The organism is Bradyrhizobium sp. AUGA SZCCT0283 (assembly GCF_018130385.1).
GTDB lineage: Bacteria > Pseudomonadota > Alphaproteobacteria > Rhizobiales > Xanthobacteraceae > Bradyrhizobium.
On record NZ_JAFCLU010000008.1, the window covers coordinates 22,903 to 36,223 of the forward strand.

General features: G+C 62.9%; 14 protein-coding genes. 7 read left to right on the top strand and 7 right to left on the bottom strand.

Features of this window, described 5'->3' with window-relative positions:
- The first annotated feature begins 192 nt into the window (after positions 1–192).
- Both JQ624_RS13165 and JQ624_RS13170 read left to right on the top strand, forming a co-directional pair.
- Complete coding sequence (locus tag JQ624_RS13165; protein ID WP_214489358.1) at positions 193–381, top strand: hypothetical protein; 189 nt, start codon at positions 193–195, stop codon at positions 379–381.
- Positions 382–706: 325 nt separating this feature from the next.
- A complete protein-coding gene (locus tag JQ624_RS13170) occupies positions 707–997 on the top strand; it encodes a hypothetical protein (protein ID WP_212419316.1) in 291 nt (96 codons plus the stop codon).
- Between the two features lie 102 nt (positions 998–1,099).
- On the opposite strand, the gene JQ624_RS13175 is transcribed toward JQ624_RS13170, so the two are convergent.
- From JQ624_RS13175 to JQ624_RS13185, 3 genes are all read right to left on the bottom strand, one after another.
- Positions 1,100–1,345: a PilZ domain-containing protein gene (locus tag JQ624_RS13175; protein WP_212419546.1), complete on the bottom strand. Its 246-nt coding sequence runs from the start codon at positions 1,343–1,345 to the stop codon at positions 1,100–1,102.
- Positions 1,346–1,464: 119 nt separating this feature from the next.
- Positions 1,465–2,487 carry an aldo/keto reductase gene (locus JQ624_RS13180; RefSeq protein WP_212419317.1) on the bottom strand — a complete coding sequence of 341 codons (1,023 nt, stop codon included), beginning with the start codon at positions 2,485–2,487 and terminating at the stop codon, positions 1,465–1,467.
- A 139-nt stretch (positions 2,488–2,626) separates the two neighbouring features.
- Complete coding sequence (locus JQ624_RS13185; protein WP_212419318.1) at positions 2,627–3,052, bottom strand: PaaI family thioesterase; 426 nt, start codon at positions 3,050–3,052, stop codon at positions 2,627–2,629.
- 80 nt (positions 3,053–3,132) lie between these two features.
- Here JQ624_RS13185 and JQ624_RS13190 point away from each other — a divergent pair, with 80 nt between their 5' ends.
- From JQ624_RS13190 to JQ624_RS13200, 3 genes are all read left to right on the top strand, one after another.
- Positions 3,133–3,762: a CoA pyrophosphatase gene (locus JQ624_RS13190; protein WP_212419319.1), complete on the top strand. Its 630-nt coding sequence runs from the start codon at positions 3,133–3,135 to the stop codon at positions 3,760–3,762.
- A gap of 141 nt (positions 3,763–3,903) precedes the next feature.
- Complete coding sequence (locus JQ624_RS13195) at positions 3,904–4,884, top strand: tripartite tricarboxylate transporter substrate binding protein (RefSeq protein WP_212419320.1); 981 nt, start codon at positions 3,904–3,906, stop codon at positions 4,882–4,884.
- An 86-nt stretch (positions 4,885–4,970) separates the two neighbouring features.
- Positions 4,971–6,167 (top strand): hypothetical protein, encoded by a 1,197-nt coding sequence (locus JQ624_RS13200; RefSeq protein ID WP_212419321.1) that lies wholly within the window; start codon positions 4,971–4,973, stop codon positions 6,165–6,167.
- Between the two features lie 133 nt (positions 6,168–6,300).
- Here the strand turns inward: JQ624_RS13200 and JQ624_RS13205 are convergent, their stop codons facing one another.
- Positions 6,301–6,603, bottom strand: a complete 303-nt coding sequence (locus tag JQ624_RS13205; RefSeq protein ID WP_212419322.1) for a hypothetical protein — start codon at positions 6,601–6,603, stop codon at positions 6,301–6,303.
- Between the two features lie 200 nt (positions 6,604–6,803).
- Between JQ624_RS13205 and JQ624_RS13210 the strand changes: the two genes are divergently transcribed.
- The gene (locus tag JQ624_RS13210) at positions 6,804–7,283 is read left to right on the top strand and encodes a hypothetical protein (RefSeq protein WP_212419323.1); all 480 of its coding nucleotides are present in this window, start codon (positions 6,804–6,806) and stop codon (positions 7,281–7,283) included.
- Positions 7,284–7,290: 7 nt separating this feature from the next.
- On the opposite strand, the gene JQ624_RS13215 is transcribed toward JQ624_RS13210, so the two are convergent.
- The 3 genes from JQ624_RS13215 to JQ624_RS13225 all read right to left on the bottom strand — a co-directional run bounded on the left by JQ624_RS13215 (position 7,291) and on the right by JQ624_RS13225 (position 11,996).
- A complete protein-coding gene (locus JQ624_RS13215) occupies positions 7,291–8,508 on the bottom strand; it encodes an EAL domain-containing protein (protein ID WP_212419324.1) in 1,218 nt (405 codons plus the stop codon).
- A gap of 468 nt (positions 8,509–8,976) precedes the next feature.
- A complete protein-coding gene (locus tag JQ624_RS13220) occupies positions 8,977–9,942 on the bottom strand; it encodes a TAXI family TRAP transporter solute-binding subunit (protein WP_249129780.1) in 966 nt (321 codons plus the stop codon).
- Positions 9,943–9,968: 26 nt separating this feature from the next.
- On the bottom strand, positions 9,969–11,996 hold the full coding sequence (locus JQ624_RS13225; protein ID WP_212419326.1) for a TRAP transporter fused permease subunit: 2,028 nt from the start codon (positions 11,994–11,996) through the stop codon (positions 9,969–9,971).
- Between the two features lie 197 nt (positions 11,997–12,193).
- Here JQ624_RS13225 and JQ624_RS13230 point away from each other — a divergent pair, with 197 nt between their 5' ends.
- Entirely contained in the window at positions 12,194–13,141 is a 948-nt protein-coding gene (locus tag JQ624_RS13230) for a TAXI family TRAP transporter solute-binding subunit (protein WP_212419327.1), read from the top strand.
- Positions 13,142–13,321: the final 180 nt, after the last annotated feature.

Below are 13,321 nucleotides of genomic sequence, written 5' to 3' on the forward strand. Positions count from 1 at the left end.
TCCCCGAGCGGCCGTGATCCGGAGCCAGTTCATCCCAACAGCGTAGACCATTTCGTGCAGAGCAGAAGACGGCAGAAAGGCGGTCTCCCTGTCAGGAACGATCAGGCCGCACGGATCGCAGTGGTGTATGCTCACGTGCGCACTTGCCGGCAATCACGCATCTGGTTCCGGGCCATGGCCAGGAGGTGTTCGATGACGGAATGGTATTTTGTCTGGGTCGAAGGCCTGCGCGGGCCCATGCCGCAGAAGTGGTCATCGGACGGGCTTTGGGGGCAGGTCGGCCGTCAGGACGTCATTGTCCGTTTCGCGCTCAGCGATGCGGAAGCGCATCTGCCGCTCGATGAATTGGCGAGGCGGCATCCGATTCCCGACGGGCGATAGCAGGCTGCGCCGTTAACGAGCGCGTTCCGCAGGGTTCCGCGCGGCGGCCGCAGGAATTCGAACATGGCTTTCTGCGGAACATTGCCAATTTAATTTCGTTGCCGGGTTGAACGGGCGCAAAGAGGCACCACTGTCCCGTGTTCAATTCGCGATGCGTGCGGATTGAAGGAGAACTTGCGAACCAGCGCGCTGTGCTGGTGGGGAGACGAGCGATCAGGATCCGACACCCTTGACGCCTTTCGTATCCTCCGCAGGAAGCAGCCGCGTGCGGCCTTAGCCGCCCACGCGGTCTCAACCAACCAGGAACCCAGGTAAGGAGTCGTGCATGAAATTGAACTCGGCACAGGTGGAACGCGCTCTGATGCAATTCGAAGCCCAGGCGCTTCCCGACGATCATCCGGTGGTTCCGCAACTGGCCAGCATGTTTGGCGATCACACGTTCTTCATCGACAGCGGCGGGCTCAATGTCCTGGAACCGGCCGAGGCCTCCGAGCAGGAAGCGCCGGTCGGCATGATCGTAAACCTCGCCTATTGGAGCGATGAGACGCTGACGAAACTGTCGCCGCACGAGCCCGAGCCCACCGGCGTTATCGTCAGCCTCGAATCCAGACACTGACGTTCAAGGCCGCGAGAGCGATCATTTTCGCGGCGGGTCTGGTCACGATGGTTCAGGCCGGGCCCGCTGCGATCTGTGAAGTGCGCCTACGGTGCGGTGGCGTCAGGTTTCGAAATGAACCCCGATCCGCTTCTCTTTTCGCCAGACGACGCGACATGAGAAATGGCTGTGGTCGGCTTCGATCACCAGCGTGAAGCGTTCGGGAATGCCGACGGGGGAGATCACCTCGAGTGCGGCGCCGGTTTCGGAAAGATTGCGGATCGTGCAATCGATGACGGCCCCGCCGCCAAACGAAATCTTGCCCGCCTTCAACAGCCTCCGCCGTGGTGCTATTCTGTGCTCGTCCACCACTGGACCTCCGCCTGAAGAGGGCAGTTTTCGACCGTCGAGGTTACTATCCCGTTAAGGTACGTTCCAACCCTGATGCAACGAAAGGTGGTGGGCTGCCGCAGGGCCGTTCCGTCCGTTCATCGGGCAGCGCCGTCCGTCCGCGCCCGCCGTCCCTCGATCGGATAGGCCGGGTCGTTGAACCCCGGCGTCGAGGGGTGGCCGCTCACTACGAGTTGATCGATCAGCGCCTCGTCCTCGGCCGTGAAGCGATAGTCGAGCGCCTTCAGGTAGTCGTTCCATTGTTCCTCGGTGCGCGGGCCCGCGATCACCGCCGAGACGAACGATGAATTCAGCACCCATGACACCGCGAACTGCCCGGCGGTGATGCCGCGGGCCTCGGCGTGGCGCTTGATCGCTTGCGCGAGCTGCAGCGATTCCGGCCGCCATTCGGTCTGCATCATGCGCTTGTCGGCGCGGCCGGCGCGCGTCTCCTTGTCGGGCGCCGCATCCGGCTTGTACTTGCCGGTCAGCACGCCGCGCGCCAGCGGGCTATAGGGCACGATGCCGAGGCCGTAATAGCCGCAGGCCGGAAAATGCTCGACCTCGGGCATGCGGTTCATGGCGTTGTAATAGGGCTGGCTGACGATCGGGCGGTCGATGCCGTTGTTGTCGCAGATGTTGCAGATCTCGGCGACGCGCCAGGCGCGGTAGTTCGAGACGCCGAAATAGCGGATCTTGCCCTGGCGCATCAGGTCGCCGATCGCGCGCACCGTCTCCTCCAGCGGCGTCGCGTGGTCCTCCTTGTGCAAATAATAGATGTCGATGAAGTCGGTGCCGAGCCGTTTCAGACTTTCGTCCGCGGCCTGCAGCACCCAGCGCCGCGACAGCCCGCCGCGATTGGGGTCGTCGCCGATCTGGTTGGCGAGTTTTGTGGCGAGAATCCAGTTATGCCTGTTGTTCGAGATCGCGCGGCCGACTACCTGCTCGGACTGGCCGCCATTATAGGCGTCCGCAGAGTCGATAAAGTTGACGCCGGCCTCGCGCGCCTTCGCCACGATGCGCGACGACGTCGCCTCGTCGGTGGGGCCGCCGAACATCATGGTGCCCAGACAGATCGGCGAAATCTTCAGGCCGCTGCGGCCGAGGTTACGGTATTGCATGGGTGGCCTCCTCCGGTTCTGCGCCGTCATTGCGAGCGAAGCGAAGCAATCCCTAGTGCCGCAAGCGGTGGCATGGATTGCTTCGTCGCTGTCGCTCCCTTGCGCAAACGCTCTGCGTTTGTCGCAGCCAATGACGGCCTCAACTCTCGCTCTTCAAGATCTTGAACACGCCGCTCGCCATCGCGATACAGCGTTTGTCGACGGTGACCTCGGTGGTGATGAAAATGAGACTGCGGGTGAAGCGCACCACGTGCGGCTTCGACACCAAAACCTCGCCGATCTTGCCGGCTTCGACAAAGTGCGTATCGAGCTGCACCGTCGCCAGCGTCGGCTTGCCCGAGACGAAGCGGGCGGTCATGCCGCAGGTGCGGTCGGCGAAGGTCATGATGACGCCGCCCTGCACCAGGCCGCGGCGGTTGTGATGCTTGTCCTCGGTCGCGAGCGCGTACTCGTGCGTGCCGTCGACCACGCGCTGCCATAGCGGGCCGATCAGGTGCAGGAAACCTGACGTTTCGACGATCTTCCAGCCGTCGGATTTGAGTTTGTCCGCGGCCCTGGCTGTCATGTCGTGCTTTCCGTTTCCTGCGGGCTGTCATGCTGTCCGGGGTCATTTCATCGGCTGCGCTTGTGTTGTAGTCAAGCAGGATGGCCCGGTCATTTGACGATACCACCCGGCGGAATATCGCAGAGCTTTGCGCGGCATTCACGCGGGCGCCGTTCGGTGAGGCGGAGCCGGCGCTGAAGCGCGCTGCGGTGGCCATTGCGCTGACGGAAGCCGAGGCCGGCGGAGGCACCACGTTTCTGCTGACCCGCCGCGCCGCAAGCCTGCGTTCCCACGCCGCCCAATGGGCGCTGCCCGGCGGGCGCTGCGACCAGGGCGAGACGCAGGCGCAGGCCGCGCTGCGCGAGCTTCACGAAGAACTCGGGGTTGGCCTCGGCGAGGGCGATGTGCTCGGCCTGCTCGACGATTACCCGACGCGATCAGGCTATCTCATCACGCCTGTGGTGGTCTGGGTCGGCAGCAGCGCCGATATCGAGCCCAACCCCGCGGAGGTCGCCTCGGTGCATCGCGTCGCGCTCGCCGATATCGAACGAAACGACGCCTTCAGCTTCACCACGATTCCCGAAAGCACGCGGCGGGTGATCCGTTTCCGCCACGCCGGCCAGCATATCCACGCGCCGACGGCGGCGCTGATCTATCAATTTGCCGAAGTGCTGGCGGGAAGAAACACCCGCGTCGCGGAACTGGAACAGCCGGTATTTGCGTGGAGGTAGGATCGCGCATCCATCTCACGATGTGAGATGCCAAGCTGTGACGACGTTGGCGCCTCATTCGGAAGTCAACTTGCGAATATGGATCGTTTCAGCGACGATGGCCGCGCCAACAATAAGAACAGTCCTGGGAGCGCGCGCATCATGTCCACATGGATCAAGAGCTTTTGTGTTGTCGCCGCACTGCTCGGTGTGAGCGTAACCATCGATTCAGCGCGAGCGCAAACCTATCCCGCCCGCGCCATCACGCTGGTCATTCCATTCGCGCCCGGCGGCAGTACCTCGATCGTCGGCCGCGCCATTGCCGACAAGATGAGCGAACTGCTCGGCGAGAAGGTCGTGGTCGACAATCGCCCCGGCGCCGGCGGCACGGTCGGCACCAAGGCGGTCGCCAAAAGCGATCCCGATGGCTATACGCTGCTGCTCGGCTACACCGGCACGCTCGCGATCGGTCCCTCGCTCTACAAGAACCCCGGCTACGATCCGCGCAAGGATTTTGCGCCGATCGGCATGATCGGCAACGCGCCGAATTCGCTGGTGGTGAATCCGTCATTCCCCGCGAAAAGCGTCGCCGAACTGATCGCCTATGCGAAGGCCAATCCCGGCAAGGTCAATTTCGGCTCGGCCGGCGCCGGCACCGCCAGCCACATCACCGGCGAATATTTCGCCCGCGCCGCCGGCATCAAGCTGGTGCACATCCCCTACAAGGGCACCGGCCCGGCGCTGACCGATCTCCTCGGCGGCCACATCCCGATGGCGTTCGCGCCGATCCCGGCCTCGCATGCCAATGTCTCCGCCGGCAAGCTGCGCGCGCTCGCGGTGACCAGCATCGCCCGCTCGGGCCTGTTGCCCGACGTGCCGACGCTGGTGGAGGCGGGGCTCGCCGGGTTCGACGCTTCGCTCTATTACGGCCTTGTCGCGCCCGCCGGCACGCCGCGGCAGATCATCGACAAGCTCAACAAGGCGCTGCGCGACGCGCTCGCCTCCGACGAGGTGAAGAAGCAGTTGGGCAATGACGGCACCGAAATCACGCCCGGCGCGCCGGAAGACTATGCCGACTTCATCGACAAGGACGAGAAGAAGTGGTCGCAATTGGTGAAGACCAGCGGCGTCGAGCAGGAGTGACGCGGGCTCCCTCCCTTCTCCCACAAGGGAAGAAGACCGGGCCGTTTCGGGGCTGACTTCGCGGGCACGCTTGTTACAACGGAGCCATGCGCCTGCAATTGATTCGCATCGGTTCCGGATTTGTCACGCTCGCGCTGTTCGCGGGCGCGCCTGCAATGGCGACAGACGCGGGCACACTTGCTCCCTCTGCCGCCGACGCGATGGCGCAAGCGGCCTCGCCGCAGGCGATCGCCGAATATCGCCGCAAGCTGAAAGAGTACCAGGAAGCGCGCGCCGCGTTCGAAGAGGAGGCGGGGGCCTATTGGGCCTCGATCTCGGAGAAACGAAAGGGCCGCAACGCCAAACGCCGGGAACGCCAGGCCATTACGCTGGCCGATTACGTGCTGACGCAGCCACCGGTCTATACCGGTCCGAAGCGCCCGGTGAGTCCGGAGCCGGAGGAAGAGAAGCCGCCGCGCGAACGCAAGCCGATCCCGGTGGTCGCTGATTTCCTGAAAGCCGCCGCCGAGCATTTCCAGTTCACACCGCAGCGGCCGGCCGCCGAAGTCGACTTCAAGCGCGCCTATGCCCGCTACGCGCTGGCTGCCGGCCTGACGCGCGAGCAGGCGGTGCGGGTCTATTCGTTCGAGACCGGCGGCAGCGGCAATTACGACATGCAGTCGGGCTTGAGCGCCTCGCGGCCGGGCTCCCGCGCGATCTCGACCGCGATCGGCTACAATCAGTTGCTCACCACCAACAGCGTCGAATTGTTGGCCGAGCAGGGCCACGAATTCATCAAGGAGCTGACGGCAAGGGCCGCGACGCTGTCGGGTGCGCCGCGCAAGGCGATGGACCACAAGCTTGCGGTGCTGAAAAAGATGGTGGCGTTTACGCGCACCGTGCCGGACACGTGGTCCGAGCATGAGAAGCTCGCCAATACGGCGCAGGGCTGGGCCGTGCACGCCATGGTGCTCGATATCGACGTCGGGCCGATGCTGCAAACCCACAAGCTGCTGACATCGGTGATCTTCGCGCGCGCCAAGGGCTACAACCGCCCGCTTTCGGCCGCCGAACTCGAAATGATGAACCTGACCGGCGACGGCACCGGCCTTGACATGGTGACCATGCCGCAGGCGATGCGCGAGCAGGTGCCGACCTCGAATTTCTTCCAGCGCGGCGGCTATGAGCGTAACCCGGTCGCGATCCGCCACAACACCGTGGCGAAACTGCTCGCGGTCACCGACGAGCGCATGGATTTCAACTCTGGCAAGCCCGGCGCGAAGGAACTGGCGGCGGCGTTTTAGTCGTGCCGCGACCCCGAATCGTCTAGCGGGTCATCCAGTATTCCGCGCTGTCAGAAAACACCGCGAGCAGCGCGGCGTACTGGATCATACGCTTTCGCGGATGCTGACAGCCGGCCTTATGGCAACAAATCCCTCACTCCGACCCGAACATGAACTTGCCGTCGCCCTCCAGATAGGGGCCGGTGCGCATATAGAGCTGTCCGTTCTGGCCGATGAAGAACAGCGTTCCCTTCGGCACCTTCTTGGCGCCCTTCAGCAGCGTGCCGGCATTGTTGGTGCCCATCTTGTAGGACAGTGTCTTGCCGTCCTTGCCGTAGGCATAGCCCATGTCTGACTTCAGCTCCCAGGGAGTTGCAGCGCCTTGGGCAAACGCGCACGTCGAAAACCCCGCCAGGACGGCCGCCGCCAAAACCGTCTTCGTTGAAATGCTCGTCATCATCCATCCTCCCCACAGCCGTTCGGCGTCTTGCCCCACGTTTTGAACAAATCACGAACGGTGTTGTGCCGTCAATTGGCACCTTCGACGCATCACGCCGCCCTTGAGACTTTGTGATTCCCCGCGTTCGACTTCGCGACTATGTTCGCCTTTCCGGCTACAAGCTTTGCATTGCGAAAAACGTCATAGGGATGGTCAGGATGAACCACGTCATGAAGATCGGTTTGGGTGTTGCGCTGTCGTTCATGACGCTGGCACAAGCGGCGGAAGCCGAGAATTTCAAGCTCAGCAATAACCAGCGTATTGCCTGCAGCCGGGGCCTGGCTCCGGGCAAGCTCAACACGGCGACCTGCAAGTCCTATGCTTACGTATTCAACGTCAAGACGTCGGAATATTTCCGCTGCCAGGTCTCGCTGGCGCTGACGCGGGACAACAAGGAAGTCATCAACGTCCAGGCCGACGGCGGCTGCGCCAAGAAGCCGCGCATCTTCGATGCCGATTCGAGCTATTCGTTCGATGCCACCGAAACTGAGGGCCCGAACACCAATTCGTTCTTCGGTCCCGGCGGCTATGCGGTGTGGGCCAGCGACAACAATGCGCTGAAGGTACGCGGCTGCATCACCATCTCGTCCGGGCTCGGCTCCGACATCTCGAAATGCATCGACATGAAGTTCGAGTGAGCCCGGCTCAGGACGGTTTGTCGGAGCCGGATGCGAGCTGAGGGCGGGAGCGAGCAAATTTCCGCACCGCCACCGGCTTGCCGAACAGGTAGCCCTGAACCAGGTCGAACCCCATCTCGTGAGCGGCGAGGAAGTCGGCGCGGGTCTCCACGCCCTGGGCGATGGCGCGGGCGCCGTTGTCCCGGGCCAGCTCGACGATGCGCCGGCATACTGTCTGCTTCAGCCGGTCGTCCGCGCAGCCGTTGATGTATTGCTGGTCGACCTTGAGTTCGACAAACGGGAAGCTTCGGAGCTCCAGGAGCGACGGCCATTCCGCGCCGACATTGTCGATGGCGATCGCAATATTGTGCAGGCGCAGGCGTCTTGCGGCGTCCACCGCGAGATCCGGATGCTCAATCACCTCGCTGCTGTTGATTTCGATTAAAAGTCCTGCGAATGCGGGGTGAGTGGGCATGGCGCGGCACAGATCGCGCACCGCCGCGGCATTGCCGAAGAACAATACCGGCAGGTTGATCGAAAGGTCGACCGGGCCCTGGCTCTCCAGCAGATAGCGCCAGTCCTCGATGGCGCGGCCGACCACGAATTCGGACAGGCTGCGAAAATGCGGATCCTTGTCGTCGGGAACGAAATAGGCCGGCGGGACCACGCCCCAGGCGGGATGCCGCATCCGGACCAGCGCCTCCGCTCCGCTCGGCACCAGCGTGCGGGTGTTGATCTTCTGCTGGTACCACAATTCGAGCCAGCCGGCCTTCAAGGCCTCGGCGACATCGACGGCGGGGCTTGGCGCCGGCTCGGCCGGCAGCAGCTCCGCGACGCTGGCGCGCAGGCTCGCCGCGCCGAACGGCGTCTGCAGCGAGGGCAGCATGGCAATGCCGTATTCGTCACCAATTTGCCTGACCGCCTTTACCATAATCGAGTCGGGTTGACCGATGACGAGGACCTTGCCGCCGAAATTCTTGCGGACAATGACCTCGAGAATTTCGCCGACATTGATCCCGTCGACACATACGCTGAGCACGATCAGGTCCGGCTGCTCGGCCTGCAGGACGCCTGCCAAATCGCCGGCCTGACCGCATTCACTGGTGACGAAGCCGAGATCCTCGAGAGCGTCGGAAAGGAACAATCGAAGGTGCTTTTTGCTGTCGACCACGCATGCTCTGGGCGTCAGCTTCCGGTGCCCGAAGTGCGCTGCGCGTACATACCCGTTAAAGTTGATCTGCTCCATGGCCGCCCTCCCAACAGATACCCCGGCGCTAGTGGTACATCCGCGTTGCGGTCGCAATAATGGAATTTTGCGGGAGGTCACATGATTACTTCAGTAGGGTTAAAGCCGCCGACACGAATAAAATTTTAGAGAAACTGCCGGACGTGAGCGGCACGTGGCCCGGGACCGGGCAGTCCACGCGTGGATTTCATGGGGACACGCGCTGCTCCATGAATTGATGCCCTCGCCCAGGCATATTTGGACAGCCGCGCATGTTAATGCCTGTGGTCGTTTGCCGGCGCCGCGATGTTCGTGACTGAGGAGGCCTCGATCGTGGCGCCTCAGCTTTCCTTCGCAGGAGCAGCAATGATGCGATGCACGCAATTGTTCTTTCGGCAAAAACAAAAAAATGACCGCGGCCCTCGGTAGGCCGCGGTCATTGTAACCTGCGTCCGGACGGCGCTTCGGCGGCCGCCCGGACGGCGAAGCCTAGCCGCCGATACCTTTTTCCTTGAAGTATTTCAGCGCGCCGGGATGGAACGGGATCGGCGAACGTTCCTGCACCTGGTTGTCGAGCGAAAAGCTCTCGGCTTCCTTGTGCACGGCAACAATGTCGGCCTTCTTCTCCACCAGCGTCTTGACGATGGCGTAGGCGTCCTCGTTGCTCATCTTGTCGCCGGTGACGATCAGGTTCCAGACGTCGGTGATGGAATTGTCCTTGTCGAGGCCCGGATACGAACCTGCCTTGATCTTGCTGGAAGAATAGAGCTTGCCGTATTTGGCGTTCATCTTCTCGGCCAGGTCGCCATGGTCGATCAGCTTTATCTTCAGGCCGGGCGTCGCCGCGAGATCGGTTACCGCGGCAGTCGGGATGCCGCCGACCCAGAAGAACGCATCGATCTTGCGATCCTTGACCGCATTGACGGATTCGGCAACACCGAGCCGCTCGCGCTTCATATCCTTGTCCTTGTCGAGGCCAGCGGCCTCGATGACGCGGAACGCCATCACCTCGGTGGCGCTGCCGGGCGACCCCGTCGAAACGCGCTTGCCCTTCAGATCGGCCATGGTCTGGATGCCCGTGCCTTCCACCGTCACCACATGCATGCGGTTCGGGTAAACCACGAGCAGCGCCTGCAACGGCACCTTGCCGCTCTTGAACTTGTCCTCGCCCTTCAGCGCATCGAGTGCGGCGTCGGCCATCGTGAAGGCCAATTCGCTCTTGCCTGCGCCGATCAGCTTGAGATTGTCGACCGAGCCGCCGGTGACTTCGGCGGTGGCCTGCACATTGGGGAGGTTCTTCGAGAGCACGTTGGCGACCGCGCCCCCGAGCGGATAATAGACGCCGCCGGTGCCGCCGGTTCCAATCGACATGGTCTTCTGCTGGGCATGGGCTGCGCCCGCGAAGGCGAGGCCCGCGGAAATCGTCATGGCCAGTATGGCTACGGTCTTCTTCATTGTTTTCATCCTCGATCGCTTCCTGACTAAGTTGTGAGCGCCGGTCGCGTTGGCGCCCGCGTTCTGGCCTGCCACAACACCACGCCGAGACCGATGATCAGGCCCGGCACATAGGTGTAGCTGATATCGCGGCCGATGATCCATTCGACGATCGCCTCGATCAGGCTTGGAAACACCAGCAGCAATCCCGATAGCAGAAGCAGGCCGCGCTCGATCGGCCTATTTTGTCGCAGCGCCCAGTTCTGGGCAAATGCCGCCAGCGCCAACAGGCCGAAGGTCGTCTTGATCGTGATTTCGACGATGTCGATCCATGATCCTCCCTTGGGTATCGAGAGCAGCAGTCCCACGCCCTGCGGGTCGAGCACGAACACGAATGGCACCAGGAACGCCGGCAGCGTGTATTTCCAGGATTGCAGCGTGGTCTTGTAGGGGTCGCCGCCGGTGATGGCGGCCGCCGCGAACGGCGAAAGCGCCGTCGGCGGCGACACTTCGGAAAGAACAGCATAATAGAAAATGAACATGTGCGCGGCGTAGTCGGGCACGCCGAGCTTGATCAGCGCCGGCGCCGCGATGACCGCGCAGATGATGTAAGAGGCGGTCACGGGTACGGCGAGGCCAATGATCCAGACGATCAGCGAGGTATAGATCGCGGTCAGCAGCAGGCTGCCGCCGGCATAGCTGATGACGATCGACGAGAATTTCAGGCCAAGGCCCGTCAGCGTCACGACGCCGACGACGATGCCGGCACAGGCGCAGGTGGTCGCGGCATTGAGCGCGCCGATCGAGCCGTCGGCCAGCGCCTTCACCAGCTTGGTCGGCACCAGCGCGGTTTCCCTGCGCAGGAAGCTCAATGCAAAGGTGACGGCCGTGGCATAGAACACCGACAGCGTCGGCGAGTAGCCGATCACCATGAAGACGACGACGGCGAGCAGCGAGACGAAGTGGAAGCCGTAGCGCATCGTCATCTGGCCGAGCGTCATTTCAGGCTTGAAGGTGACATCCTTCGCGCCGAACTTCTTGGCGTCCAGTTCGACCATGAACAGCAGCGACATGTAATAGAGACAGGTCGGGATGGTCGCCATCCAGATCACGTCGAGATAGCTGATCTTGAGAAACTCGGCGATCAGGAATGCGGCGGCGCCCAGCACGGGCGGCGACAGGATCGCGCCCAGCCCGCCGGCGGCGAGCAAGCCACCCGCGGCGTTCTTCTCGAAGCCCGCCTTGGCCATCATCGGATAGGCCACGGTGCCGATCATGACTGTCGTGGCGACGCCCGATCCGGAGGGGCCGCCGAGCAGGAATGACGACAGCACGACCGTGCGGCCGGCGCTGTTCGGCTTTCCGCCCATCAAGGCGAGCGAGAAATCGATGAAGAACTTGCCGGCGCCGGATTGCTGCAGGAATGCGCCATAGATGGTGAACAGGATGATCAGGGTCGCCGAGACGTCGACCGCGACGCCGAAAATGCCTTCGAGGGTAATGAAGAGGTGACCGACCAGGCGGGCGATGTCGTAGCCGCGATGGGTCCACGGCGCCGGCAGATACGGGCCGAGCATGGCGTAAGCGATGAACAGCAGCGACACCACGGGCATGATCGCGCCGGTGGTGCGTCGCGTCGCTTCCAGCAGCAGCACGATGAAGATGATGCCGACGATCACGTCCCAGCGGTCGGGCGTGGTGGCGCGGTCGGTGAAATCCTCGCCGCCCCACAGCGCATAGACGATGGTCGCGACCGCGACTATCCCGGGGACGATGTCCCACCAGCGCACGCGGTTGCGAAAGCGTGTCGCCAGCGGAAACAGCAGGAAGCTCAGGACCAGCGTGAAGGCGACGTGGGTGTAGCGCAGTTCCTGGGTCGGAACGATCGCGTAGGCCGCGTAGAGATGAAACAGGCTCATGACCACGGCAATCGTGGTCGAGATCCTTCCCGGCCATCCCATCAGGCGGTTAGCCGCGCCTTCTTCCGCCTCGACGAAGGATTCCGCCTTTTGCAGGGCTTCGTCGGATACTGCGACGACCTCGTCATTGGGCGGCGTTGTCTTGTCTGCTGCCATGCTTTCCCCGGGGACCCGTTAATTCCCAGACCCGGGCTTCCGCGGGTCTTTCGCGGGCGCATTCAGTCCAATTTGGGTAACCGTGGCAAGGGCCTTGTAGGCGTATGCCGGGGGCATCTTTTTAGCTCGTCGGACGGCTTGACCCGGAGCCGCCGCCCGTCCAACTTCCCGGCCAAAATAATCGGAGAATGGTTTTCATGAACTCCCGATTGATTGCAGCCGCCGCTGCCACGGCGGCAATATTTTTTGCCCCCGGCGCGCACGCGCAGTCATTCATCAACATCCTGACCGGCGGAACTTCCGGCGTGTACTATCCGCTCGGCGTCGCCATCGGAAAGATCTACAGCGACAAGATTCCGAACGTGAAGACCCAGGTGCAGGCCACCAAGGCCTCGGTCGAGAACCTGATCCTGCTGCAGCAGGGCCGCGGCGAACTCGCCTTCACGCTCGGCGACTCCTTGAAAGCCGCTTGGGAAGGCGACGAGGAGGCCGGCTTCAAGTCGAAGCTGGACAGGCTGCGCACCCTGGGAGCGATCTATCCGAATTACATCCAGATCGTCGCGACATCGGACAGCGGCATCAAGACGCTCGCCGACCTCAAGGGCAAGAGCCTCTCGGTCGGTGCGCCGAAGTCCGGCACCGAGCTGAACTCGCGCGCGATCCTGGCGGCCGCCGGCATGACCTACAAGAACATGGGCAAGGTCGAATATCTCCCCTTCGCCGAATCCGTCGACCTGATGAAGAACCGCCAGCTCAATGCGACGCTGCAGTCGGCCGGCCTCGGCGTGGCCTCGCTGAAGGATCTCTCGACCTCGACCGAAATCACCGTGGTGTCGGTGCCGAAGGCCATCGTCGACAAGATCGGTCCGCCCTTCGTGCCGGTTATGATCCCCGCCAACACCTATGCCGGCCAGGACAAGGACGTCCCGACGGCTGCGGTGGTCAACTATCTCGTGACGAGTTCGGCGGTCTCCGACGATCTGGCCTATCAGATGACCAGGCTGATCTTCGAATCGCTCCCCGAACTCGTCAATGCGCACACCGCCGGCAAGGACATCAAGCTTGAGACGGCCGCGACCGGCAGCCCGGTGCCGCTGCACCCCGGCGCGATCCGCTACTACAGGGAAAAGGGCGTGATGAAGTAGGGGGCTGCTTTCACGATCATCACCGTCATTGCGAGGCGCGTAGCGACGACGCAATCCATTCCTCCACTTACCGCGCCATGGATTGCTTCGCTTCGCTCGCAATGACGGCGACTACGGTTCTCTTCGACACGCCTTTCCGGAGAAGGGTACTGCAGGTATAAGCGTCACGGGCGGGGACGA

What these genes read in the sequence shown, in the direction of transcription:
- JQ624_RS13165 (WP_214489358.1), top strand. Translation starts at nt 193, where the DNA reads ATGACGGAATGGTATTTTGTCTGGGTCGAAGGCCTGCGCGGGCCCATG.
- JQ624_RS13170 (WP_212419316.1), top strand. Translation starts at nt 707, where the DNA reads ATGAAATTGAACTCGGCACAGGTGGAACGCGCTCTGATGCAATTCGAA.
- JQ624_RS13180 (WP_212419317.1), bottom strand. Translation starts at nt 2,487, where the DNA reads ATGCAATACCGTAACCTCGGCCGCAGCGGCCTGAAGATTTCGCCGATC.
- JQ624_RS13185 (WP_212419318.1), bottom strand. Translation starts at nt 3,052, where the DNA reads ATGACAGCCAGGGCCGCGGACAAACTCAAATCCGACGGCTGGAAGATC.
- JQ624_RS13190 (WP_212419319.1), top strand. Translation starts at nt 3,133, where the DNA reads ATGGCCCGGTCATTTGACGATACCACCCGGCGGAATATCGCAGAGCTT.
- JQ624_RS13195 (WP_212419320.1), top strand. Translation starts at nt 3,904, where the DNA reads ATGTCCACATGGATCAAGAGCTTTTGTGTTGTCGCCGCACTGCTCGGT.
- JQ624_RS13200 (WP_212419321.1), top strand. Translation starts at nt 4,971, where the DNA reads ATGCGCCTGCAATTGATTCGCATCGGTTCCGGATTTGTCACGCTCGCG.
- JQ624_RS13205 (WP_212419322.1), bottom strand. Translation starts at nt 6,603, where the DNA reads ATGACGAGCATTTCAACGAAGACGGTTTTGGCGGCGGCCGTCCTGGCG.
- JQ624_RS13210 (WP_212419323.1), top strand. Translation starts at nt 6,804, where the DNA reads ATGAACCACGTCATGAAGATCGGTTTGGGTGTTGCGCTGTCGTTCATG.
- JQ624_RS13215 (WP_212419324.1), bottom strand. Translation starts at nt 8,508, where the DNA reads ATGGAGCAGATCAACTTTAACGGGTATGTACGCGCAGCGCACTTCGGG.
- JQ624_RS13220 (WP_249129780.1), bottom strand. Translation starts at nt 9,942, where the DNA reads ATGAAGAAGACCGTAGCCATACTGGCCATGACGATTTCCGCGGGCCTC.
- JQ624_RS13225 (WP_212419326.1), bottom strand. Translation starts at nt 11,996, where the DNA reads ATGGCAGCAGACAAGACAACGCCGCCCAATGACGAGGTCGTCGCAGTA.
- JQ624_RS13230 (WP_212419327.1), top strand. Translation starts at nt 12,194, where the DNA reads ATGAACTCCCGATTGATTGCAGCCGCCGCTGCCACGGCGGCAATATTT.